This is a genomic window from Pedobacter aquatilis, assembly GCF_032678425.1.
In the GTDB taxonomy this organism is placed as follows: domain Bacteria; phylum Bacteroidota; class Bacteroidia; order Sphingobacteriales; family Sphingobacteriaceae; genus Pedobacter; species Pedobacter aquatilis_B.
Genome location: NZ_JAVTSG010000004.1, coordinates 1 through 25,824 on the forward strand (window position 1 = coordinate 1; position 25,824 = coordinate 25,824).

Here is a 25,824-nt window from a genome sequence, read left to right on the forward strand (position 1 = left end):
ATAAAGATTGGTTGGTCATTAAAATTGTGTTTGCAGTTGGGTCAGTGCTGAAGTTGTTTTGAGCCTTCACATTTTTGTAAACAAATGCAGTATTCTTTTTTAATTTTGTAGTGTGTTGAGCTTTCATATTATGTATATATTTATTGCTGTTAAATTAATTTGTTGTTGTTTTGATTAACTGTTGTAAAGGTGCGGCGAAAACGCAGGCAGTACGAAATTTTTACATCAACCCATTATTTTTACAGATAAAACCCCTGATTTAGTAGATAAAACCCATTTAAATGAACATTCTTAAATTAAAAAACTGGTATAAGGAATATGAAATTCATATTCTTTCTTGGCTCTTTTTCATCCTATTTGAGGTTGTAGTCACCGGAATTGTTTATCAAGTTTTTTATTCTGTAGGAAATTATATTATTCATTACATTATCAATATTTCTATATTTTATTTTCACGCTTATGGTGTTAGTAAAATTCTAATCAGCAATGTTAGGTACAAGCCTTGGTTAATATTCTTTTTCCTAATCTTAGAGATTGCATTATATCTGGGTTTAGCATTTGGACTAGAATTACTTGCAGCCCATACTTATGATCCTGAGCTTCAAAAAGCTATACAGCCAAGCTTTAAATACTTTTTAAGATCAGCATACAGAGCCATATATTTCATTGGTTTTAGTACTGGTTATGTGTTTTTACTAAATTCAATTCGTGAAAGAAAAAGAGTACAACAACTAGAAAAGCAAAATTTAATCAACACGATTGAGAAACAGGCTTTAGAGAATGATTTAGTACAATCACAGAATAATTTCCTGCGTAGCCAAATAAATCCTCACTTCTTATTTAATACGCTTAATTTCATCTATAATGATGCGAGAAAGAAAGCTCCATTAGCGGCCGATGCAATTATGAACTTATCTGAAATGATGAGGTACGCTTTAAAACGGCCTGAAGCTTCAGAATTGGTGCCATTAAGCGAGGAAGTGGAACAGATAGAGCATCTAATTAACCTACATAAATTACGTACAGCTAATACAATTAACTTTAATCTCGAGGTTAAAGATGATTTGTTTGGTTTAAGATTCCCTCCACTTATCTTATTAACTTTGGTAGAAAATATGTTTAAGCATGGAAACATTGCACATTCATCGCAGCCATGTGTGGTCCAAATTAATTATGATAGAAAGAGTTTAGTTATTTCGACCCTAAACATGATAAATGATGTGAAGAAGAAAGAAGTGGAAAGTCATCATGTGGGTATGGAGAACATTGATAAACGTTTAAATAACTTCTATAAAGACAGGTATTCGTTTAAATTTTATAAAGACGATACAAACAGATATTTCACAGAAATAAGAATTGATATAGAAAATCCAATGGCAGGTTTGAATCAGCATTCTAATGCTTAATATTTATTAGAGAAACTATTTACTCATCGCTTTTCTACGCTGTATATCTTTTAACAGAAAGTAATAGATTACCATTTCATGTGTTCTTTGTTCTTTATTGAATAAGCGGTTTACGTGCATATGCAATAAATCGCTGAACAATTGGCTACGCCTAACAGATGCTACATTTCTTAATATCGAAATAAATGATTCAGTAAAATGATTAAATGAATCTAATTGCGTTTCGTTTAAACTTTGAGTATCTGTTTTACGATAAATCTGGTATTGAGCATTTAGCTTTTTAAAGTCAGTTGGGTCCAGGTTATGCTCTTCATTAAATGAATCAGACATCAGTTTAATAATCTCCGTTAGCTTATCATCCTCAAACACAGCTGAGGTTTGAGTCTGTTCAACCAAATCAGCACAATATTTATAATTGCTTAAAGCATCTGAATGGCTTTCCAATAAAGATAAAACAAAGTTACTATCCGCTTTGAAATGTGTTTCTACCGCTTCAATAATATCATTTCCGTAACGCTGCGTTTCTCTCTTATAGGTTTTAATCTGCAAATCAGAGATTAATCCGCTAGCAATATCTTCTTCCAAATAGGATGAAAATGCTGATGATAAAATATAACCTTCTTTCTCATCCTTTAATAAGATTCTAAACCGAATATGATACCCATTCTCATTGTATCGGATGAAAAACCACTTGTTAATATGCTTTTGATACGCTTGAATAAAATGAGCAATTGGACCAGAAAGTATTGCATCTGAACGTTGTTGGTGGCAATATATCTCAAAATATAACCACTCCTTTCCTGGAGGAAAAATCTGCTTAACATTATTTTCTGCTGTTAGGGCATAACTCCCCATGCTTCGATAAATATTTTCTTCGTGGTAAAGATTTAAAATAAACTGAGCCAGATATGGTTTAGAAGATGTATCAACTACTGTACCCTTTTTAGGTAGTAAAACTTCCTCCAAATAAATTTTATCTTGCTTTTGTATATAAGATAGAAAAGCAAGCAAATCAGTATCGCTGTTTACATCAAAACATAATGTTTGATCGGATAAACCACATTTGAAATACGCCTCTAATCCTATTTCCTTTAAGTAAGTTCTGCAATCGATAATACTTTGAGATTCAAAATCAGCTTTGCTTACCTGCCATTTTTGTTGTGCAAGTACAATATTCTTATATTGAATTCGTGGATAATATGGAAGATTAGGGTAAAAATTATCAAGAAAAAGGGTAAGATTCGTTTGAATATTTTGATGTTGCAAATCGCATAATAGCCTAAAAACGGATAAATCTGAGCGACTGTAGTTGTATGCTGAAGCCATTCTTGGAATCAAACGCTGATTTAAACTTTTGGATTTTAATATAATCTCATTCCCATGAACAGATAATACAATATCGTCGAGTGTTAATGGTTCAGCTGAAGTATCGAAGTTTAGAATAGAAAGTTGCTTGTTGTAAACAAGTTTTCTACGATTTATATTATCGACATTAGTTTCAACCATATAAGCCACGTCAAAAAAAAGCACATCAGGGTTTGCATTTTCTTCGATTTTCCCAATAGCTTTGCAATGCTCTAGCACCTTATCGGAAGCAAGTGTAAATCGTCCACTTAGCGCATTTGCTGTACTCCCACCTGTTTGATCAACACAAACCAAATCATCAATAGCAGTTAGCAACATGCTAAATGAGTTTGGAATAATAACAGGTTGCTCGGCTAATTGAATCCCTAATTTATCTAATTGAATAACAGAATTAGACTTAAAGCTTTCAGCAGAAAGCATTTTTGAAAAACCAGACTTTATATTGTCAGTCCAGTCTTCTTTCTTTGCTATATTTTTACCTCGAAACTGCGCTATAAAATCATCACCTTGCCCAGCTTGTTCCAATTCATCATAACCAACACCCATTTCAGGATCTAAAGCCAACGACAACGGCACTTCACGTTGCTCAAATTTTAGTTTGAACTTATTTATGAAATTCGTAAGTGCAGCTCTATTTTCAATTGGCTGCATGCGCTGCATTAAGTTTATCAAGCCAGGAACAGCATTAAATAAATCAGCGTTTATTCCACCGCCAATAACATTTCGTTCTGCAATTAAATACTTAGGTAATTCGGCTGAAGTTTGTATCCCTATTCGTTTAAAATAATCATTACCAATAATATTTGGGTCAGCTTCGCTTAATAATAATTGTAGCGAAAGCATATCCTCAATTAATGAAATAACATCAGATTTATTTTCTTCAGTTACCTCTAGTTTTAACAATAAATCATTAAAGCGAATTGGCATTTTACTGCCCTGAAGTATTTTAAAAACAGCATCATCTTTATCAATTTCAGCCAACTCAAATAAACCATCTGTACAAGCAATATATCTGATGCTTTTAGAGGTGAAATAATAGCTACTGTTTGCAAATAGAAAGCAGTTATTATCCAATAATTGGCTAATGGAAAGCTGAATCTTATTTTTTTCGGGCCAATCTATAAACTCGTGAATCAATTGCTGCTCATCAATAATGATTTCATTTTGCTCAGCATTATTAAATCCATCCTTAAAAATGCTAAAACCGGCAAAAGTACCATAAGGTGTTGAGCGAAATTTCGAGCGATTGAAATATTTCCAAATGGTGAAGAATATTTTAGGCGGTAAGCTATGTATTTCTTCCGCTTGAACATCTTTTATGGTTTCGTAAAATGCAGCAGATGAAACGGATATTGCTATTTTAAGTTCATCCCAACAATCAGCAAGGTTAGCCGTGTAAGAAAATTTCGGTGTACGAAAGATAATGTTAGGATGTATTTTTAATTTCATAAAATAGATTTCAGGCGAAAATTACAAAGTTTTCATGTAATCTGATTAGAAATGCTTGCGATAATTTACTTCAATGGCATAAAAAAAGTCCCAATTTTCATCGGGACCTCCATTAAATTATTGTGTTTATTTTATCAGATTGTATAATTCATCGAGTTTTGGTGACAACACAATCTCTATTCTTCTGTTTTTGCTTCTGGCATCGGCAGAAGTATTTGCACCCAATGGCTGGAATTCACCTTTACCGGTTGCGGTCATCCTTGCACTTTCAACTTTTTCATTCTCGGTAAGATAGCGAACAACCGATGTAGAACGCAAAACACTTAAATCCCAATTATCCTTAATTTGACCCAAATTGTTTACCTTTTGGTTATCGGTATGTCCTTCAACAGAAATATTAATTTCGGGTTGTTGTTTTAAAACTTTAGCAAGTTCCGTTAATGCTTGTTTACCTTTTTCATCAATAATTATACTACCAGATGGGAATAAAAGTTTATCAGTTAATGAAACATAAACCTTACCGTTTTTAATTTCCACAGTTAAGCCGCTTTTTGTAAAACCTAATAATGCTTGTTGTAATTTTTCTTTTAATTGATTTGTAGCTTCATCGCGTTTACGCAAAACCTCTTCAACTTCTTTTAAACGTTTTTCCCGAGCGGCTAAATCGCCAGACAGTTTGCTTATTTCAGAAGAACTGTTGCTTTTTAATTTATTAAAACTTGCATTAGTTTCGCTGAAACGACTTTGTAAGTCACGCAAATCTTCACCTAGCATGGCGGTATCCTTTTTAAGCTTATTTACTTCTTTCTCCAGGTTTTCAATTTTTATTAAGCCTTCGTTAAATGCAGTATAAAGAGAGTCTTTTGTGCCCAATAAAGCTTTATATTTTTTGGGAGACAGAACTACACACGAGGTAAATGATGAAACTAAAAGGATGAGTGCAAAGGCTAAAAAAGTATTTTTCATTATTGTATTGGCTTAAATTATTGTTCTAATGCGTTTCGTAAAAATGCAACTAATGGATTAACAGTTTTAAAAGAACTTACTAACTTATTAACGATTGTTGGTTTTAAAAATTCTTCATCATCAATTTGAGTTGTAGCTTCAAAACTTTTTAATTTTAAAAACTCAATATTTGGATCTGCAGGATCATAACCTTTTGGCGCATTTTTAAGGGCATTTCCAGTACCTAATTTAAAACTTGATTTAAAGTTTTTTTCTGTAATTACCTTCTCAAAATCGCTGAAATTATAATCAATTTCTTGTCTGATAAGTTTTAAGTGCGCTGCTTCGGGCATCCAATAACCGCCCGCCAGAAAATTCTTGCCTGGCTGGATGTGTAGGTAATAACCTGGTTCATTACCGCCTTTACTTTTTGCAGAAAACCAGATTCCAAAATTATTTTTATAAGGGTCTTTGTTTTTGCTGAAACGTACGTCGCGGTAAATCCTCATTAGAGATTTTTTAGGATCAGTTTCTGAGGAAATTAGTGGATCAACTTTAGATAGTTCCGGAATAATTTCGGCAACAAGGTTTAAAACATCACTTTTTGCTTCCTCATATCGCTGTTTATTTTCAGCAAACCATTCTCTATTATTATTATCTGCTACGTTTTGAATAAAAACAAGCGTATCTTTTTTTAGCATAATCAAAAATCATTAAGAAAATAAGCCAATGGTAGACTACGGATTATCGTAATATGGCTTATATTTTATATTCGGCGATAGAACGTGTAGCAATAATATCCTTGAATATCGATAATTAAATGGATAGAAAATAAAACACCCACTAAAAATGGCAATTAAATACGTCCAGAAATTTTCATCGCTAAGTGTACCAACCGCAAGATAGGTTATAAAACTTACTGTGAGCATTTCGGCAACATTCATTGCATAACTCACATACATAGCGGCATAGAAATAACCAGGTTCAATTTCTACCCGTTGCCCGCAGTGCGAACAAACTTCTTTTGTATGCTGAATGTTGAAACCGTACATACTACCTGTAAAAATATCACCTCTACGGCAATGTGGGCATTTTGCTCTAACGATTGCAGAGAGTTTAGAAGTTTTTGAAGCCATACTAATTTAAATTTAGCGGTTCGGACTTCATATTAAGTTCTACATTTTTTTTGCGGTATTTTTTATACCAAATAATGCCAACAACAAGTGCCAACAAATAAGGTATAACCAAAAGATAAATAACCCCTGTATTTAAACCTGCTGCCTGCGTATTCCCATTTTTAACACCCTGTTCTGCATTAATTGTACACATTGCACACTGGGCATTAACAGATAATGTAGATATGAATAGAATTGCAACAGTAAAAAATAGATAAATTAATTTCGCCTTCATTGATACAAATATAATGATTATCGAGGTTTAGGGCTTAAAAATTATGTCATAAAAAAAGTCCATCTTATTGATGAACTTTTATTTTTTAATGTTGATAGTAAGGTGATATCATTAAGTAGACTATCACACCCGTTACGGCTACATACAACCACATTGGATAAGTAATTCTTGCCAGTTTTCTATGTTTATCAAATTTTTCTGCAAGCGCTCTAACATAAGTAAATAACACAAAAGGTATTATAATAACGGATAAACAAATGTGCGTAATCAATATAAAATAATATACATATCTGATTACACCAGTGCCGCCAAATTTGGTACTATCGGCTGTCATATGATAGGCAACATACATTGCTAAAAAAGCAACGGATAAGCAAATCGCAAACTTCATTAAATTTTCGTGACGCTTACGCTTTCCATTTTTTATGGCCATTACAGCCATCACTAACACAATTGCAGTTAATCCATTTACGGCTGCGTATATTGGTGGTAAAAAATCAAGCGGTTTTACATCATAACCGAGTTTCCTTAAATTTACGCGAAACAGTACCGCAACTACTAGTGGTATTGCAACTGATAACACAATAATCCACTTGTTATATTTTTTTTCTATAGCGTTATCGCTCATGATTTAATCTTGTGATTTTATTCGTTTATCTTCCGTCTTTAATGTTTCTCAAATCTTCAGCCACCAGAACTTTAATTTCATCATCAAGCTTAGATAAAGCTTCAGGATTTGTAGCTTCATAATACCCACGGATTCTTCTATGGTTATCAATTAATAAAATTTGATTTCCGTAAATAAATTTCGGTTTCCCATTCTGTTTATGATAAATCATATCAAGCAGCAAACCATGCCTGATGAATGGGTAAACCTGCAGCGTATCACCACTTAAAAAATCCCATTTGCCTGGTTTTGCGTTTAAAGAATCTGCCAATGGCTTAAGATTAGTCGGATTATCAAATGGGTCAACAGAAAGGCTTAAAAAACGGATTAAGTTGTTTCTTTGATAGCCTTCTTCAATCCTTTGGATATTGGTATTAATTTCTTTAACAGAACTTGATTTAAAGAAAAGATTCAGCACAACAATCTTATCTTTCAAGGGAACCCAATTAATGGTTTCATTTTCTTGATTAACCAAGCTAAAGTCGGGCACTTTATGATATATCGTATCCGGAATCTTCTTTCCTTTTTTCGTATGAAAAGTAGAGGCTACAATCTTATCACCAAATATTGGCAAGGTTTTATACCTGTTCTTTGCAAATTGCGGCAATATGTAAAAAAACAAAAATCCCGGTATAGCTAGTATGCTTACCAGGATTAATGTTTTCTTTATTGAAAATTTTCTCATTAAAAATTTGGAGTATGGTGGAATAAGAAACCACCTTCAATCAGCATTAAAACTAAAAAGTAAATAATAAAGATAAATGTTACCGTTAGCGAAAGCTGCAATCCAAGTTTTTCATATTTAAGGTGCATAAAGTATGCAACAATATAAAAGGCTTTTAATAAAGTTAAAGCGATATAAACGAAGTTACCTACACCGTGAGACATATAGCCTTTTGGTAAGACCCAAAGTGCAATGATGAACTCAATAACTGTAATTAACAATAGTATTCCAAAAACCTTCCAGATTTTTCCTTTGGTTAGGCCACCATGTTCATCATGGCCTTCTGTATGTGCGTGATTTTCTGACATAATAATATCTTATAAAATAATTAAACCAAATAGAAGAATGTAAATACGAACACCCATACTAAATCTACGAAGTGCCAGTATAAACCAACTTTTTCTACCATTAAATAATGACCTCTCTTTTCAAAAGTTCCATTTATAGTCATGATTAAAATGATGATGTTAATTACAACACCACTAAATACGTGAAATCCGTGGAAACCGGTAATGGTAAAGAATAAGTTTGAAAACTGTTGAGCTGATACTAATGAAACATCACCAGAAAACAAATGTTTTAAAGTTTCCATTGGAGGAATTTTACCCCAGCCAAAACCTTCATGGAATAAGTGTGTCCACTCTAAAGCCTGGCAGCCTAAGAACATGAAACCACCTATGATTGTAGCAATCATCCATCCGATTACTTCTTTTTTAGAATTTCTATGACCAGCTTCTACTGCTAATACCATAGTTACCGAACTCATAATCAAAATGAATGTCATGATACCTACGAATACTAACGGAGCACCGTGATCTAATACCCCTGGAATTGATTGGAAAACCAAATCCGGATCAGGCCATGTTAATTTAGAAAAACGCTGAGCACCATAGTATATCAACAGCGATGAAAAAGTAAAAGCATCTGATAAGAGGAAAAACCACATCATGATTTTACCATATTCTACTGACCAGGGCGAACGACCACCACTCCATGGTCCTGTTTTAACGTGATCTAATTGTGATACTGAATTCATTTGGAAATAGTATAATAGTTTGTTAACAAATTTAACGGTTCAAAAGTAAAAAAACATACAGATATATCCATAATATATCTATAAAATGCCAAAAAATAGAGGTTATTTCCATACGGAACTTATTTTTAGCCAAGGGAATATTCTTGTAACTACCCACTAAACTGCTGATTATAAAACCTAAACCAGCAAGAATGTGAAATAAGTGCATTAATGGGACCACATATATAAACGATATTGCTGCGTTGTTACCAACTAAAGTCGCTCCGGTTTTAACCATACTTCCCCATGCAACAAACTGCATAAAGCCAAAACCAAAGGCTAAAATCATGGTAAACCACAACATTTTGCGTTGTAGTTCAAAATTTAATTTTCTTAATGCTCTTGATGCTAATGTTAAGGTAATACTGCTGGCAATGATTATTAGCGTGCTATATATAAAAGCATCTGGCAGAACTAAACCATGCCCTTTACCTTTTGATGCGGCAAAAACCAAATAATAACTGGTAAAGCCTCCAAACATAATGGTAGATGATACGACAAAAAGCCAGACGATAAATTTCTTTGGCCTCGGATCGAATATATCTTGTGTATTTTCCATTGTTAAAATCATAATTAATTATTTTGCAATAAAATCAAATAGTAAGACCAACTGCACAGCCGGAATGTAAAAAAAAGAACAGAACATCACCTTTTTAGCATCTACAAGTTCTCTGTTCGTTAACAACTTAAAGGCCAAATAGCTAAAAATTGAACCGGCTATAAGTGATATACCTGCTATAAAATATCCTCCAAAACCATATAGAGTTGGCAACAAACTAATTGGAATTAGGATAAGTGTACTCACAAAAGTGAATAATGCTGATGTTTTATCTCTTTTCTTAGTTGGTAATAATCTAAAACCTGCCTTTTTATAATCATCATCTAGAACCCATGCAATTGCCCAAAAATGTGGGAACTGCCAAACAAATTGAATCAAGAATAATATTACAGCTATTTTGTAGTCGATATCTAAAAACAAGTCAGACTTTAAACTTCCAAAGGCGGCCAAATAACCAATTAACGGTGGCAAAGCCCCTGGTATAGCGCCAACAAAAACTGCAATTGGCGATTTACGTTTTAAAGGTGTATAAGCAAAAGCGTAAAGCAAAATAGAAAAAACAGATAACAATCCAGTTTCCAAATTTAAATGCCCTAGAAGCCAGGTTCCAAGAAAGGCCATGAAAACACCTAAAACCAAACCTTGTCCGGTCGTCATTCTGCCGGCAGGCATTGGTCGGTCCTTAGTTCGAGCCATTAACTTATCCAAGTCAACCTCAATAATTTCGTTAAAACAATTCGCAGCAGCTGTTACCAAGAATCCTCCGGCAATTAAAACTAACCAATTTTGCCAATCGATAGAAGGAATATGCCCTCTTCCAACTTGCATTTTCTGACCAATTAAAAATGAAATTGATGCAGAAAACACTACCGTAAAAGATAGCCTAAACTTAACGAGCTTTGAAAAATCTGAAAAAAATTGCTTCAATTTTCTTTATTATTATTGTCTATATGTTTTTGTTCGGTAAACCAACAAGTACAAATAAAACTGTAAACTAAATAGCATTGTAGAAAACAAAATATGCAATGCTTGTGCTACTGGTGGTAATGATATATAAGCTAAAGCAAATCCGCTTAACATCTGTATCGCCAAGGTAAGTAAGATAAACCTTGCCGTTAATAATGGCGCAGCCTTTCCACTAAACCTATCAATTACCATTTTATAAATAACTCCATTAGCAATAACAACGAGTATGGCAAAATCTCTATGGTAAGAAAAAACATCACCAACTTTTGAAACCCAGGTATTTCGGGTTGCAAGAGATTTAGCGATAACATCAATTGCTTCTCTAACTTCTGTTCCTAATATTATTTGCACGATGCTGACAGCAAGTGTAAAAAACAAAAATCCTTTTAACCACGCAATGCGATACATGATAACCGAAGGTTCTTTATGCAACTGCTTGGCGTAGCTATAGGTATAGATTGAAATGGCCAAAATTACCAATGCTAAAAGCATGTGAACGGTTACAACCCATTGAGCTAAATTTGTTGACACAACGATTGAACCCAACCAAGCTTGATACCCAACAACCAGTATATTTACGATGCTCAATACAATAATTCGCTTTGCAGTTTTTTTATATACAAATGAATAAATTGCGGTAAGTAATAAGAATATCCCAGCCAAAGCACCAGCCAATCTGTTTATATATTCTGTCCAGGTTTTAGCAGGGTTAAATTCTTCAGGAACAGTAATATTTTTATCATGCCTGATACTATCTGCCAATTCCTTTTTGCCCATACTTTCCAGGTATTTAGCAAACTTCTCATTCTTCTTCAACCTACCTGCAACATATTTCTCTTTATAATCTGTTGGAAGTTGAGAAACATCAGTAGGTGGAATATATCTATCAAAACACTTAGGCCAATCCGGGCAACCCATACCAGAGCCAGTACTTCGTACAATACCGCCAGCAAGTATAACCAATAACGTAACGATAATGGTTATTAAGTTTATCCTAATGAAACGTTGTTCTGATCTACTGATCATATCTATTTTAAGATGAAAAGGGTATCCGGATAAGCAGAAACTTAATCAGATACCCTTTAAAATTTTGTTAAAGCTATCTAACTAGCCCTTATTTTCTGTCACAGGATTGGCAGTTTCCCAATCTTGTTGTATTTTTTCTGCTTCCGTATTTCCTTCAAAATCATGAGGTAAATTTGATCTCATTGTTTGAGAGAAAGGAACAGTTTGAGGAATAAAATCTTCATCATGACCAGGTTTACTATAATCGTATGGCCATCTGTAAACCGTTGGAATTTCTCCAGGCCAGTTACCGTGAATGTGCTCAACTGGAGCAGTCCATTCTAATGTATTTGATTCCCAAGGATTCTGAGGAGCAACTTTACCTTTATAGATTGAATAAAAGAAGTTCCACAAAAATGCTACCTGAGCTAATGCAGCCATGATAGCTGCCCATGTTACAAATACGTTAACTGTTAACCATTTTTTCATGAATTCAAATTCAGTAAAAGCATAGTAACGACGTGGAACACCATCTAAACCTAAAAAGTGTAGAGGGAAGAATACTAAGTATGCAGCTATAAAAGTTAACCAGAAGTGTAAGTAACCCAATTTAGCATTCATCATTCTGCCAAACATTTTTGGGTACCAGTGGTAAACACCTGCAAGCATACCAAAGATTGCCGCAGAACCCATTACTAAGTGAAAGTGGGCAACTACGAAGTAAGTATCGTGTAAGTTAATATCTAATGATGCGTTTCCTAAGAATAATCCGGTTAAACCACCTGAGATAAAGAATGATACCAAACCGATAGCGAATAACATTGCCGGAGTGAAACGGATATTACCCCTCCATAATGTAGCTAAGTAGTTAAATGTTTTTACTGCTGATGGTACCGCGATAATCAACGTTGTAATCATAAATACACCACCCAATAATGGATTCATACCCGTTACAAACATATGGTGACCCCATACGATAAACGAAAGCACAGTAATACCTATTAATGAGTAAACCATCGCATGGTAACCAAAAATTGGTTTACGTGAATTTACCGAGATAACTTCTGATGAAATACCTAAAGCTGGCATGATTACAATGTAAACCTCAGGGTGACCTAAGAACCAGAATAAGTGTTGCCACAAAATTGGAGAACCACCTTCATTAGGTAATACATTAGTTCCCATTACGATATCAGAAAGGTAGAAACTTGTTCCAAAACTTCTATCGAAAACTAATAGTACAACACCTGCAACTAATACAGGGAATGATAAAATACCTAAAATAGCTGTTAAGAAGAATGCCCAAATTGTTAAAGGCATTTTCCAAAGGTCCATACCTTTGGTACGCATGTTTAAGATTGTACTAACATAGTTAATACCACCCATTAGTGATGATGCTACGAAAAGTACCATACTGATCAACCACATGGTCATACCTGTACCAGAACCTGGAATTGCCGTTGGAATTGCTGATAATGGAGGATAAACTGTCCAACCACCAGAAGCCGGTCCGGTTTGGATGAAGAATGAAGCCATCATAATCACACAGGCAGTAAAGAAGAACCAGTATGAAAGCATGTTTAGGAATGGCGACGCCATATCTCTTGCTCCAATTTGTAATGGAATTAATAAGTTACTAAAAGTACCACTCAATCCTGCAGTTAATACAAAGAATACCATGATGGTACCGTGAATCGTAACCAAGGCTAAGTAAAAATCAGATTTAATACGACCACCTTCAGCCCATTTACCTAAAAATGTTTCTAAGAAAGGGAAGTTTTTATCAGGCCAAGCTAATTGAATACGGAATAAGATTGATAAACCCATTGCAATAACCGCCATAATAATACCGGTTACTAAAAATTGCTTCGCAATCATTTTGTGGTCCATACTGAAGATGTACTTTGATATCAAAGTCTCCTTATGGTGCCCGTGATCAGCGTGATCGTGATTGTGTTCGTCGTGTAATGCTATTGTTGACATAATTCTTTTCGCTCTTCGGTATATTATTTATTTAAAGCCATTTGGTTAGTTGCAACTGCTGCAGAATCTGTAGCTGTTGAGTCTGAACCTGATTCTACAGGAGCAGGTGCCACTGGCAAATTAAATTGTTTTCTTAAATCGTCGTTTAAGTAAGGTTTTTGCTCTGCAATCCACTCATCATATTCTTTTTGAGAAACTACACGTACAACTTTCTGCATGTTATAGTGACCAGAACCGCAAATTTTTGCACAATAGAATAAGTATTTAAAGTTTGGATCGTTGGTTTTCTGCTGCATCTCTGCAGTTGTAATTGTAGGTGTAAATTCAAAGATGGTTTGCATACCCGGTACAGTGTTTAATTGTACTCTAAAGTGCGGCATGTAAAAACTGTGAATCACATCCTTACTCATTAAAAGAAGCTTAACTGATTTTCCTACCGGAATAACCATTTCGTCTGCCATTAAATCATCACGAGATTTTAAATCCTTAAAATCGATACCCAAAGTATTTGAAGCTGTAGTTAACTTGTAATTTTTAGCACCTACAACACCATCAGCTCCTGGGTACCTTATAGACCATTTAAATTGTTCTGAAGTAACCTCGATTTGTAGTGGCTTATTGTTTGGGTCTTCAACTTTGTAGAAAATTGATCTCCAGGTTAAGAAACCCATCAACACTAATACAGTTAAAACCAATGCCGGAACAATAGTCCAGATTTTTTCAATTGTATTGTTGTGCGGGTAGTAATATGCTTTTCTCTTAGCTGAATATTTATAGATATAAGAAAATCCAAACAATAAGATGTGTGTTACAACAAATACAATCGTAGTGATGATTAATGTTAAATTAAACATTTCATCAATACGCTTTCCATGTATTGAAGCTGCATCAGGCAATAACATTGCGCCGTGTACTGTATATTCCCAATACACACCATACAATCCTAAAACCAAGAACAACGCAAATAAACTTGCATGTACTCTGTTCCAGTTAATACCTACAGGTTTACCTTGTGCTTCGCGGCTTAATTCATAAACTCTAATGGCTTTACCCACAATTGCAATGAATAAACATATGGCAAGAAATACCAGTACATAAAAAATTACTGATTTATAAACCTCTCCCATATCAACTTTCGGTGCCGCGGCAGCACCTGCTGCTGCATCTTGCGCAAATACGCTCGTGTTAGCAAAAACAGTAAGTAATACTGCTAAAGCTGCGGTCGTTTTATTCGTGATAAACTTTCTTAAACTCATTTTCTTAAAAGTAGTACGCTGTACTTCTATATAATAATTAAATATTCGCTATTATAAACATCAATTAAAGCTGATGATGCAAGCTTTCTTGTAATAAAGGGTGATTCTTTGCAATTAATGGTTTCTTGCTTAGGTTACTTAAAACCGTAAAGGTAAATAATCCTACGAAACCAATGGCAGTACCAATTTCTACAATACCAAAGCCATTGTGTCCATCTTCTACCGCACCTGGCATAATCATTTGATAATAATCTACCCAGTGACCAAGTAATACTACAATTGAAACAAATAATAATTTAACATCTGTTCTTTTATTATCTCTATCCATTAATAATAATACCGGGGCAAGGAAGTTCATTGCTAGGTTAAGGAAAAACCAGAACTTGTAATATTCAAATCGTTTATAGAAATAAACAGTCTCCTCAGGCATGTTTGCGTAGTAAATTAACAAGAACTGTGCAAACCATACGTAAGTCCAGAAGATAGAGAAACCGAAAATAAACTGACCTAAATTATGTAAATGGCTATTGTTAACCCATTGCATATAACCAGCTCTTCTTAATAAGATGATGATAATTGCAATTGTTGCTAAACTACTTACCCACATTGCTGCGAAGTTGTACCAACCGAACATGGTTGAGAACCAGTGTGCCTCTAATGACATGATGGTATCGAAAGCAAAAATAGGCGTTGTAAAACCGTAGATAACTAAGAATATACAAGCATTTTTGAAGCTTTTTCTGTATGAATTTAAACCACCAGCTAAATCTTCATTATATGAGAATTTAACAAACATCATTGCGAAGATGCTATATACACCTAAAAACAATACCTGACGACCTAAAAAGAATGGTACGTTTAAGAAAACTGATTTACCAGCAATTAACGCATCATAATTTGGGCTATTAGGGTCTGTTAAACCATCTGCATTCCAGTGGTGATATAAATTGTGTGTATATAAACCTGCAGAAATAATTACAAAAAGTATTACTGCTGCGATAGGCAATGTTTTGGCCATCGCTTGTGGTACACGTAAAATCGAAGCAGACCATCCTGCCTGAGCAACAAATTGAACAGCAAGGAAAAACATACCCGACATACAAACGCATGCAAAGTAATATCCCATAAGTAACAGGTTGGCAAAAGTACGCTCGTGCATTACTTTATCACCAGCTAAGAAACCATAAGCAATTGCAAGTACACCTAAAGCGATACCAACTATACTTAAAGTTTTTACTTTTCCTGTAAACTCAAATTGTTCACTAAAATTAATATTGTGAGTTCCCATTTATATTCTGCTTTACTTATTGTCCTTTTTGTAATTGTTGAACATACAACACAACTTTCCAACGATCTGTTGGTGTGATTTGCGAAGCATGTGAGCCCATGTTATTTACACCATATGTAATAGTGTGGTAGATTTTACCAGCAGTTAAATCTGCCATGTTACCACCTCTTGATGAAGCACCAGTTTGATAAGCAGGAACACCATTAAATTTTTCAATTTTAACTAAGTGGCCTTGTCCATCACCTTTCTCACCGTGACATGGAGCACAGAAAACAACAAATGAATGTTTACCTTCTGCAAGAGTAGTGCTATCTGCAACCAATGGATTAACCATTTTAGCACCAGCCTCGTTATATCCTTCTAAAGTATTAGGAAATTCATCATACTCTGTAAAACCTACAGGCTTAGTATTTGCTGGTGGTAATTGTGCAGTTTTACCATCCTTAAAGTTTTTATTTGGCTGATCCGGATTGTAAGCAATCGGATCATACATATTACGGGCATACTCTAACCCGGTACTGCGTTTATCTCTACAAGCCGAAAAAGTAGCTGCAAAAGCGATAGCTAAAAACGCGGCATAAACAAATTTATTCTTATTCATAGCTAATGTACTTCCTTTCATTATACTTTACTTCTAAAGCACCTGCATCTTTTAATAAACCATCAATTACAGTGTGTGATGCATTTTCGTGTGCATCAATTGCAATCACAAAACGATCATCAGTAGCACGTAAATCCATTACTCTTGGCGCTCTGCCTGGAAATAAGTGGGTTGATGCATAATAAGTTAAAACCATACCGAAAGCACAGAATAATACTGTTAATTCGAACATTATCGGAATAAAATCCGGTAATGCAAACGATGGTTTACCACCAATATTTACTTTCCAATCGATAACTGCACAAAAATAAATTAAAGCAAAAGCTGCGCAAGTTCCAGTAATACCAAAGCAAAACGCTGCGATATCGATTCTCGATCTTTGAATTCCTAATTTGGCTTCTATTCCGTGTATAGGCATTGGAGTATAAACATCATGAATGCTGATGTTATTTTCCTGAAGTTTCTCGATGCCATGCATCATTTCGTCAGGGTCGCCAAAGCTGCCTAAAATATATTTGATATCACTCATTGTTATATTTTTGCGTAATCTTCTTGTTTAACACTATCAAATTTCTCTAAAGATTCTATGTATTCAGCTACATATTCTTTATTCTCATGACCTTCTTTAATCTGTTTCATCTTCGCTTGCTCACTTGCAGTTTTTAATAATAATTTAACCTCCGCAATTGCGATTGATGGTAATACTCTTAAGAATAATAAGAATAGAGTAAAGAATAATCCGATTGAACCTACGAATACACTGATATCAACCCAAGTTGGATAGAACATTGCCCAGCTCGATGGAATATAATCACGGTGTAATGAAGTAACGATAATTACAAAACGCTCGAACCACATACCCACGTTTACAACGATTGATAAAATCCAGGTTGCTTTGATGCTTAGACGAATCTTTTTGAACCATAACAACTGTGGAGAGATCACGTTACAAGTCATCATCATCCAGTACGACCACCAGTAAGGACCAGTAGATCTGTTAATGAAAGCATATTGCTCATATTCAGAACCTGAATACCATGCAATGAAGAACTCTGTTAAGTAAGCAACACCTACAATTGAACCAGTCAAGATGATAATTTTGTTCATCGACTCAATGTGGAACATCGTGATGTAGTTCTCTAATCCTAAAACTTTACGGGCAACCAATAATAAGGTTAATACCATGGCGAAGCCTGAGAAAATTGCACCAGCAACAAAGTAAGGAGGGAAAATGGTAGTGTGCCATCCCGGAATTACTGAAGTTGCAAAGTCCATTGATACAATTGTGTGTACCGAAAGTACCAGTGGCGTAGATATACCTGCTAAGATTAATGATACGGCCTCGAAACGTTGCCAAGTTTTAACACTTCCAGTCCAGCCGAAAGAGAAAATTGTATAGATTTTTTTACGAGTACCTTCTGCACGGTCGCGGATGGTTGCGATATCTGGTAATAAACCCGTGTACCAGAATAATAATGATACAGAGAAATAAGTTGAGATTGCAAACATATCCCAAACCAGTGGAGAGTTAAAGTTTACCCAAAGCGAACCAAATTGATTTGGTAAAGGTAAAACCCAATAAGCTAACCAAGGGCGACCCATGTGGGAAACTACATAAGTAGCGGCACAGATTACGGCAAAGATGGTCATCGCCTCCGCAGAACGGTTAATAGAGTTACGCCAGTTCTGACGGAAAAGTAAAAGTACGGCAGAGATTAGTGTTCCTGCGTGACCAATACCTACCCACCATACGAAACCGGTGATATCCCATGCCCATCCAACTGTTTTATTTAAGCCCCATGCACCAATACCATTCCAAAAAGTGTAACTAACAGCTACCACCCAAAGTAATGCACCTAATGCTGAAACGATGAAACCAATCCACCAAGCCTTGTTCGGCTTGTTTTCTACCGGGCTTAAAATATCATCCGTAATTTTTGCGTACGTGATATTATCGCCGGTAATTAATGGTTCTCTAAGTATTGATTCGTTATGTCCTGACATAATTTGTATTTTCTTTATACTAAAGCTTACGCTTGTACTGTTGTATCTGTATTTCTAATTTTTGTCATATATCCGATACCAGGTTTCACGTTGATTTCTTCTAATACGTAGTAGATACGCTCAGAACGTAAAGCTTTTGAAACTTCTGAATTAGGATCGTTTGCATCACCAAAAATGATAGCGTTTGCTGAACAAGCTTCCTGACAAGCCATTTTAATATCGCCATCTTTTAATGGACGTTTCTCCATTTTAGCTTGCAATTTACCTGCCTGGATACGTTGAACACACATCGAGCATTTTTCCATAACACCACGAGAACGGGTAGTTACATCAGGATTTAAAACTAATTGAGTAAACTCGTTATTTAAATAGTTATCGAAACGTGAATCGTTCCAGTAGTTGAACCAGTTAAAACGACGTACTTTATACGGACAGTTGTTTGCACAGTAACGAGTACCTACACAACGGTTATAAGCCATCTGGTTTAAACCATCTGATGAGTGTACTGTTGCTAATACCGGACATACAGTCTCACAAGGAGCGTGGTCACAGTGTTGACACAACATTGGCTGATGAACAACAGAAACGTGATCTAAGTCTTCTAACTTAGCAATCTCTTTTTCTTTGGTTACATCACCTGTTGGGGTTTCATAGCTATAATAACGGTCGATACGAATCCAGTGCATCTCACGACGACGGCGAACCTCATCACGACCTACAACAGGAATGTTGTTTTCTACGTTACAAGCTACAACACAAGAACCACAACCAGTACAAGCATTCAAATCGATTGCCATAACCCAGCTGTTACCTGGTTTCTCGTATTCATCCCAAAGGTCGTAGTTTTTGTGGTCACCTTTATGGTTACCAGCAGAAGCATCTTTTAAGTATTCTTTAAATGTAGCCTCTTTTATTACTGCACGACCTTCGAAAGAGTGGTGTGTTTGTGTTTGTGCTAATTCGTAGAAACCGCCTGTTGGAGTAATGGTTACAGTTGTAGCATATTGCATTGTACCATTTACAAATGTTACAAACGGGAATGCATTTTTACCTACATCATTACCAGCTTTACCAACTTTAGTACGACCGTAACCTAAAGCAATTGAAGCAGTACCTTGAGCTTGTCCTGGTTGGATAAGAACAGGTAAGTCAACTGAATATCCATTGCTTCCTTTAACGGTTACAACATCAAATTCTTTTACACTTATAGATTCTGCAAATTTAGGTGCAAGGGCAACATAGTTATCCCAAGTTACTTTCGAAACCGGATCAGGTAATTCTTGTAAAAATGCATTGTTTGCATTTTTACCATCCCTCATTGGAATGTTTTCGTAAACCTGTAATTGAATATCTTTAGTTAAAGTTTTGCTGCTGCTTACAATTGAAGTAGCAACCTGAGCTAAAGATTGAGTGAATGAATAAGCTGCAGCTGGCTTTGGTGCAACAGTTACCACACCTTTTTCCAAAACGTCAGACCATTTTAAACCAATTGCAGGTAGCATTTTAGTTTCCCAGTTGCTACGAACGAATTGATAGTAATCTTTAACCGGTGCATCAGCCCATGTTAATAAGCTTTCTTCTGCCTGACGGCTGTTGAAAACTGGGTTAATTGTTGGCTGAACTATTGAATAGTAACCTTGGTAAGCGTTTGCATCACCCCATGATTCTAAATAATTATGGTTGATTGCAATCGCATCACATAGTGATGCAGTTTCATCTGCTCTATCTGCGAAAGAGATTTTAGCTGGAACGCTTTTTAATGCAGCTTCAAATTTCTTAGCATCTACATAATCGTAAGCAGGGTTACTGTTTAAGAATAACACAGCACCAACTTCTCCACGACCCATTTCAGCAACTAAGCCATTAAATTCAGCATCGTTACCTGCATATAAGAAACAAGGATTATCTAAATCGATTGTAGTACCATAACTTCCGATAGCGGCGTTAATGGCATTTACCAAAATTTGAGTTGAAACATCATTAGAACCGCATACAACTAAAGCTTTGCCTTTGCTTTGCACTAATTCTTTTGCAGCTAATTTAATTACTTTATCTGCAGTTGCATTGTTACCTAAAGTTCCGCCAGGTAAAGACTGGCCAGTAATTGCATTGTATAAAGCAATTAAAGCAGGACCTTCTTCTGATAATTTTACAGGAACACGAGTATCAGCATTTGTACCGGTTAAGCTCATTCCACTTTCAAACTGAATGTGGCGGCTCATTTTCTTACCTTCTAATGATTTGTAGTTACGGTTAGCCGTGTATTGAGAAGTAAATTCTTCACCGCTAATCCAGGTACCTAAGAAATCGGCACTAAAACTTACGATTAAATCTGCTTTATCGAAATTGTATTTTGGTAAAACTGCTTTACCAAAGCTATTTTGATTAGCCTGAATGATACCTGTATAAGAAACAGCATCATACTGCACTAATTTTGCAGCAGGATATTTTGTGATAAACTGAGCTAAAACTGCATTTGTAGAAGGACTATTAACTGTAGATGCTACAATGCGGATTTTTTTACCACCAGCTTGTGCTTTCGCTAATTCACCTTTAACAAAGCTATCTAATTTAGCCCATGTAGTTTCTTCATTTTTAAGAACTGGTGCTTTTAATTTAGATACATCATATAAATCTAAAACAGAAGCCTGTGCTCTTGCATCGGTACCACAATTAAATTCGCCCGCATTAGGGTTTGGTTCGATTTTAATTGGACGACCTTCTCTTGTTTTTACTAAAATACTTTGGCCGTTAAAGCTCGAAGTATAGTAGTTAGGAATACCCGGTGTAACCTCTTCTGGTTTCACTAAGTAAGGAATTGATTTATGAATCGGGGCTGTTTGACATGCCGCTAAAGTAACTGCACCTAAACCAAAACCTAACGCCTTTAAAAAGTCGCGGCGTGGGGTAACGGTACTTAACCCTGCTTCATTTAAAACATCTTCTATTGGAAGTGGCTCGGCAAATTCGTTTTTGCTATTCTTAACAAAATCGGGTGTATTGTTATACTCCTCTAAGCCTTTCCAGTATTTTTTGTTGCTTTCCATTTAAGCTATATTACTGTTTATTCGAACGTTCTTACTAAACTCTACAATTAATAGTGGCATTTACCACACTCTAAACCACCCAATAACGCTGGTGTAACTTTCTCGCCTTTTTTAATTTTCTCGTGCGCTTCGATAACCTTAGCGTAGAAAGCATTATTTTTCTGACCAGAAATATCTGTTTCTTTATGGCAGTTAATACACCATTTCATGGTTAATGGAGAATATTGATAAATCTCTTCCATTGTATTAACCGGACCGTGACAAGCGAAACATACTGGCTCAGTTGGCTGTAATCCTTTTGCTTTACGAATTGCATCTTCAGCAACTACTACGTGTTGAGAGTGGTTGAAGTAAGCAAAATCAGGTAAGTTGTGTACACGTACCCACTCCATTGGCTTTTCTTTGCTCTTATCGTATTTCTGAGTTTCAGGATCGTAACCTAAAGCATTGTAAATTTTCTTGATTTCAGGAGAAATATCACCATCATAATTATCTCTTGCCTGAACAGCTTTGTGACAGTTCATACAAACGTTTAATGATGGAATAGTAGCATTTTTAGATTTAAATGCTCCATTGTGGCAATATTGACAATCGATTTGATTGATACCTGCGTGTAACTCGTGAGAGAATTTAATTGGTTGTACCGGTTGGTAACCTGTGTGAACACCTGTGTTCCACATGCCCATCCAACCCCATGAACCTAAAGCAATGATTAAACATAAAATGAAGAACATTACAAACTTCTTGTTCTTGAACATTTTACGAACACCAACCTTTAATGGCACATCTTCTTCAATCTCGATACCTTGTTTTTGTAAAATTAAGCGCTCTAATAATTTAGAAGCACGACCTAAAATCACTAAAATAACAATTGCAATTGCAACAATAGCTACAATACCGGCGATTGACAAACCAGAGGTTGTATCATCTTTAGCAGCACCAGGTCCGGCAACATCACCTTTTGGTTTTGGCTCACCTTCTTTAATGTAAGCTAAAATGTCTTTTACTTTTTCTTCATCCAATTCAGGGAATGAAGTCATGGCAATTTTACCATTTTCGTTGAAAACTTTAACAGCAGCAGCATCACCCGAAGCGATTAAAGCGGCACTGTTAGGAATCCATTTTATCAACCACTCTTCAGAGTGACGATCGCTCACACCTGTTAAGGCCGGACCGATCATTTTCGCATCTAATGCGTGGCATGATGTACATTTTGCTTTGAAAAGCGTTCTTCCATTCGCAGCATCTTGCGCATTAACGGTAGAAACCGCAATTACGGAAATGGCTGAAAACAAGAATAACGACTTCCAAACGTTTTTTAAAATCATCGAGATATCTCTCATAATGAACACTTTATACTTATTTAATTTATTTTTTGTAGTGAAATTGATGCCTAAACTGAACTAGCCCCATCAAAACTTGAACAAAAGTATAACTTATTAATAAATCCCATGACATAATACTGACGTGAAATACAATTTATAATCATTCTAAACAAATGCCGTTTCTAGTCAATCAGTCAATAAAAATGCCCATTTTCGAAGTGCATCTCCAATGGGCATACTCAAAACCAATTTGGTTTTGTTAAGTTATGTTGTTATTGTTTTAATATCCAGGCGAACATTAAAGGCGCAACAATTGTCGCATCACTTTCTACAATAAATTTTGGTGTATGGATATCTAATTTACCCCAGGTAATTTTTTCGTTTGGCACTGCACCAGAATATGAGCCGTAAGAAGTGGTCGAATCTGAAATTTGGCAGAAGTAACTCCAGAACGGAATGTTTTCCATTTCCATATCCTGATAAAGCATCGGTACCACACAAATCGGGAAATCGCCGGCAATACCGCCACCAATTTGGAAGAAACCAATACCTTTACCATCGCTGTTTGCAATATACCAATCGGCCAACCAACCCATATATTCAATACCACTTTTCATGGTTGTTGCTTTAAGTTCGCTTTTCATTACGTAAGAAGCAAAAATATTACCCATTGTAGAATCTTCCCATCCCGGAACCACAATTGGCAAATTCTTTTCTGCCGCCGCTAACATCCATGAGTTTTTAGGATCAATTTCGTAATACTGCTCTAAATCTCCGCTTAAAAGCATTTTATACATAAACTCGTGCGGAAAATATCTTTCACCAGCGGTATCAGCATCTTTCCAGATTTTATGGATGTGCTTTTGCAAACGGCGGAATGCCTCCTCTTCAGGAATACAAGTATCGGTAACACGGTTGTAGTGGTTCTCTAATAAATCCCACTCATCCTGTGGACTTAAATCTCTGTAATTTGGTACGCGTTTATAATGTGAATGCGCAACCAGGTTCATAATATCTTCTTCTAAGTTTGCACCCGTACAAGAAATAATTGCCACTTTATCCTGACGAATCATTTCTGCAAGCGAAATACCCAATTCAGCAGTACTCATTGCACCAGCCAAAGTTATCATCATTTTACCGCCCTCATCCAAATGCGTTTCATAGCCTTTGGCAGCATCCATCATTGCTGCAGCATTAAAATGGAGGTAATTGCGCTCCATGAACTGAGATATTGGTCCTCTTGTATTGCTCATCTTGTTTTTTTATTAGTTGCCGCAAAAATAGGTATTTAGCCCGAAACGATAAAACTTATGTAGGTATTGGATTTAAAATACACGATGCATTTCTTTTTGGAAAGCAAATCCAGTATATATTTGGTTACAGCAGTCCGGCTTTTTGGTACAAGGCCCGATAAAGCCTGTGCAACTTGCCGGCACTACAACAATAATATAGTGCAGTAATTAAATCGGGCGCTTTTCCCTTCAATCCGGTTTAGGTGGCCTGGGGAATGCTTCCTATTAGCGAAAATCCAAGCAATCGTCATAAAATAACGGCTAAATAAATCTTCAATAAAAAATCTGTTAATTTGCGGCAATGAAAAAAATTTATTTCCTCCTGGTATTTGTGTTGCTGTCCGGAAGTTCATTTGCCCAAATGAAATTGATTAAAAAGCTGCTTTCTAACGAAAAAGACACTTTACGTAAGGCCAGTTTTTTACCTATCCCCTCTTTTGGTTATGCTCAAGAAACCGGTTTTCAGTTTGGCGTGGGTGCTATTGTAGGTTTTTATGCAGATAGATTAGACACCACTAATCGTCCATCATCATTAACCTTAAACCTGAACTATTCCACATTAAAGGCTTATAACATGAGCTCTTTAATTGATATCTGGGGTAAAGGAAACAAATTACACTATATTGGCGAATTGCGCTTTAAACGTATGCCATTTAATTTTTATGGTGTAGGTAACAATACTGAAGAATTAAACGCAGACAAGTTAATCCAACAGCAAATTAAAGTTTTACTACAAGCGGAAAAACAATTATTACCTAAAGCCTACACCGGTCTATCACTAGGCTTTGAAAATTACGAATACAAAGATGTGGTTGCAGATGGTATATTTAACGCCAATACATACTACAACAATAGAACCGGAAGCGTTTTATATTTAGGCGTTTCGCAAAGCTACGATGCCAGAAACAATAATAACTACACTACCAAAGGTTTTTTTGCCAGAGGAACCTACCAATACGCCCCAAATATTTTCTCGGCAGGTAATTTTACCGGAAGCCAGATAAAAATTGATGTTAGAAATTTTTGGCGACTAAACAAAAGCTTCGCAATTGGCGTTCAGGGCTTGTACAATACCGTAATCGGTAATAACACGCCAATTTATTTATTGCCGCAAATGGGGAATGATGAAATGATGCGTGGTTATTATGGAGGCCGCTACCGAGATAAAAATCTACTGGCATTTCAAAGTGAGTTACGCTACCGTTATAGCAGCCGTTTTGGCGCAACCGCATTTGCAGGTACTGGAACCGTTTGGGGTTTTGATGATTTCTCTACCAATTCATTCAAGCCAAATTATGGTGCAGGCTTTAGGTATTTCTTCGACCCAGAAAAAGGCATCAGCGTTCGTTTAGATTATGGAGTTGGGGAGAAAAGAGCAAACGAAAAACGCCAGAGCGGATTTTACATTAGTATCGCGGAAGCGTTTTAAAAGCTAGATTTGCTTTACTGAAGCGCTA

At 35.7% G+C, this 25,824-nt stretch carries 23 protein-coding genes; 2 read left to right on the forward strand and 21 right to left on the reverse strand.

Annotation, left to right across the window (positions count from 1 at the left end; all coding sequences use genetic code 11):
• Nucleotides 1-281 precede the first annotated feature (281 nt).
• Nucleotides 282-1,406, forward strand: a complete 1,125-nt coding sequence (locus R2Q16_RS13375) for a sensor histidine kinase (RefSeq protein ID WP_316737681.1) — start codon at nt 282-284, stop codon at nt 1,404-1,406.
• A gap of 15 nt (nt 1,407-1,421) precedes the next feature.
• Here the strand turns inward: R2Q16_RS13375 and R2Q16_RS13380 are convergent, their stop codons facing one another.
• The 21 genes from R2Q16_RS13380 to R2Q16_RS13480 all read right to left on the reverse strand — a co-directional run bounded on the left by R2Q16_RS13380 (nt 1,422) and on the right by R2Q16_RS13480 (nt 24,328).
• Nucleotides 1,422-4,220: a thiopeptide-type bacteriocin biosynthesis protein gene (locus R2Q16_RS13380; RefSeq protein WP_316737682.1), complete on the reverse strand. Its 2,799-nt coding sequence runs from the start codon at nt 4,218-4,220 to the stop codon at nt 1,422-1,424.
• Nucleotides 4,221-4,346: 126 nt separating this feature from the next.
• Nucleotides 4,347-5,186, reverse strand: a complete 840-nt coding sequence (locus R2Q16_RS13385) for a flagellar motor protein MotB (protein WP_316737683.1) — start codon at nt 5,184-5,186, stop codon at nt 4,347-4,349.
• A gap of 17 nt (nt 5,187-5,203) precedes the next feature.
• Complete coding sequence (locus R2Q16_RS13390; RefSeq protein ID WP_316737684.1) at nt 5,204-5,866, reverse strand: DUF2461 domain-containing protein; 663 nt, start codon at nt 5,864-5,866, stop codon at nt 5,204-5,206.
• A gap of 36 nt (nt 5,867-5,902) precedes the next feature.
• Nucleotides 5,903-6,301: a DUF983 domain-containing protein gene (locus R2Q16_RS13395; protein ID WP_316737685.1), complete on the reverse strand. Its 399-nt coding sequence runs from the start codon at nt 6,299-6,301 to the stop codon at nt 5,903-5,905.
• A gap of 1 nt (nt 6,302) precedes the next feature.
• On the reverse strand, nt 6,303-6,575 hold the full coding sequence (locus R2Q16_RS13400; protein WP_316737686.1) for a hypothetical protein: 273 nt from the start codon (nt 6,573-6,575) through the stop codon (nt 6,303-6,305).
• Between the two features lie 85 nt (nt 6,576-6,660).
• The gene (locus R2Q16_RS13405) at nt 6,661-7,203 is read right to left on the reverse strand and encodes a DUF420 domain-containing protein (protein WP_316737687.1); all 543 of its coding nucleotides are present in this window, start codon (nt 7,201-7,203) and stop codon (nt 6,661-6,663) included.
• 25 nt (nt 7,204-7,228) lie between these two features.
• On the reverse strand, nt 7,229-7,927 hold the full coding sequence (locus R2Q16_RS13410; protein WP_316737689.1) for an SCO family protein: 699 nt from the start codon (nt 7,925-7,927) through the stop codon (nt 7,229-7,231).
• Complete coding sequence (locus R2Q16_RS13415) at nt 7,927-8,274, reverse strand: cytochrome C oxidase subunit IV family protein (RefSeq protein ID WP_290238208.1); 348 nt, start codon at nt 8,272-8,274, stop codon at nt 7,927-7,929. Before R2Q16_RS13415 ends, R2Q16_RS13410 begins: the two co-directional genes overlap by 1 nt.
• A 20-nt stretch (nt 8,275-8,294) precedes the next feature.
• Nucleotides 8,295-9,002 (reverse strand): cytochrome c oxidase subunit 3, encoded by a 708-nt coding sequence (locus R2Q16_RS13420; protein ID WP_316737691.1) that lies wholly within the window; start codon nt 9,000-9,002, stop codon nt 8,295-8,297.
• A 31-nt stretch (nt 9,003-9,033) separates the two neighbouring features.
• Nucleotides 9,034-9,600, reverse strand: coding sequence for a cytochrome c oxidase subunit 3 (locus R2Q16_RS13425; protein WP_316737693.1), 567 nt, complete (start codon nt 9,598-9,600; stop codon nt 9,034-9,036).
• A gap of 18 nt (nt 9,601-9,618) precedes the next feature.
• Nucleotides 9,619-10,527, reverse strand: a complete 909-nt coding sequence (cyoE, locus tag R2Q16_RS13430; protein ID WP_316737694.1) for a heme o synthase — start codon at nt 10,525-10,527, stop codon at nt 9,619-9,621.
• Between the two features lie 12 nt (nt 10,528-10,539).
• Entirely contained in the window at nt 10,540-11,592 is a 1,053-nt protein-coding gene (locus R2Q16_RS13435; RefSeq protein ID WP_316737695.1) for a COX15/CtaA family protein, read from the reverse strand.
• A gap of 81 nt (nt 11,593-11,673) precedes the next feature.
• Complete coding sequence (locus tag R2Q16_RS13440; RefSeq protein WP_316737697.1) at nt 11,674-13,554, reverse strand: cbb3-type cytochrome c oxidase subunit I; 1,881 nt, start codon at nt 13,552-13,554, stop codon at nt 11,674-11,676.
• A gap of 23 nt (nt 13,555-13,577) precedes the next feature.
• Nucleotides 13,578-14,810: a cytochrome c oxidase subunit II transmembrane domain-containing protein gene (locus R2Q16_RS13445; protein ID WP_316737699.1), complete on the reverse strand. Its 1,233-nt coding sequence runs from the start codon at nt 14,808-14,810 to the stop codon at nt 13,578-13,580.
• Nucleotides 14,811-14,874: 64 nt separating this feature from the next.
• On the reverse strand, nt 14,875-16,098 hold the full coding sequence (locus R2Q16_RS13450) for a quinol:cytochrome C oxidoreductase (RefSeq protein ID WP_316737700.1): 1,224 nt from the start codon (nt 16,096-16,098) through the stop codon (nt 14,875-14,877).
• A 16-nt stretch (nt 16,099-16,114) separates the two neighbouring features.
• Entirely contained in the window at nt 16,115-16,699 is a 585-nt protein-coding gene (locus tag R2Q16_RS13455; RefSeq protein WP_316737701.1) for a cytochrome c, read from the reverse strand.
• Nucleotides 16,692-17,228: a DUF3341 domain-containing protein gene (locus R2Q16_RS13460; RefSeq protein ID WP_316737703.1), complete on the reverse strand. Its 537-nt coding sequence runs from the start codon at nt 17,226-17,228 to the stop codon at nt 16,692-16,694. The genes R2Q16_RS13455 and R2Q16_RS13460 overlap by 8 nt, the downstream gene beginning before the upstream one ends.
• A 2-nt stretch (nt 17,229-17,230) precedes the next feature.
• Nucleotides 17,231-18,703 (reverse strand): NrfD/PsrC family molybdoenzyme membrane anchor subunit, encoded by a 1,473-nt coding sequence (nrfD, locus tag R2Q16_RS13465; RefSeq protein ID WP_316737705.1) that lies wholly within the window; start codon nt 18,701-18,703, stop codon nt 17,231-17,233.
• Nucleotides 18,704-18,729: 26 nt separating this feature from the next.
• A complete protein-coding gene (locus R2Q16_RS13470) occupies nt 18,730-21,750 on the reverse strand; it encodes a TAT-variant-translocated molybdopterin oxidoreductase (protein ID WP_316737707.1) in 3,021 nt (1,006 codons plus the stop codon).
• Nucleotides 21,751-21,797: 47 nt separating this feature from the next.
• The gene (locus R2Q16_RS13475) at nt 21,798-23,093 is read right to left on the reverse strand and encodes a c-type cytochrome (RefSeq protein WP_316737708.1); all 1,296 of its coding nucleotides are present in this window, start codon (nt 23,091-23,093) and stop codon (nt 21,798-21,800) included.
• 254 nt (nt 23,094-23,347) lie between these two features.
• Nucleotides 23,348-24,328 carry a deoxyhypusine synthase family protein gene (locus R2Q16_RS13480; RefSeq protein ID WP_316737711.1) on the reverse strand — a complete coding sequence of 327 codons (981 nt, stop codon included), beginning with the start codon at nt 24,326-24,328 and terminating at the stop codon, nt 23,348-23,350.
• Nucleotides 24,329-24,668: 340 nt separating this feature from the next.
• On the opposite strand from R2Q16_RS13480, the gene R2Q16_RS13485 reads away from it, so the two are divergent.
• Nucleotides 24,669-25,796 (forward strand): polymerase, encoded by a 1,128-nt coding sequence (locus R2Q16_RS13485; protein WP_316737713.1) that lies wholly within the window; start codon nt 24,669-24,671, stop codon nt 25,794-25,796.
• The last annotated feature ends 28 nt before the right edge of the window (nt 25,797-25,824 follow it).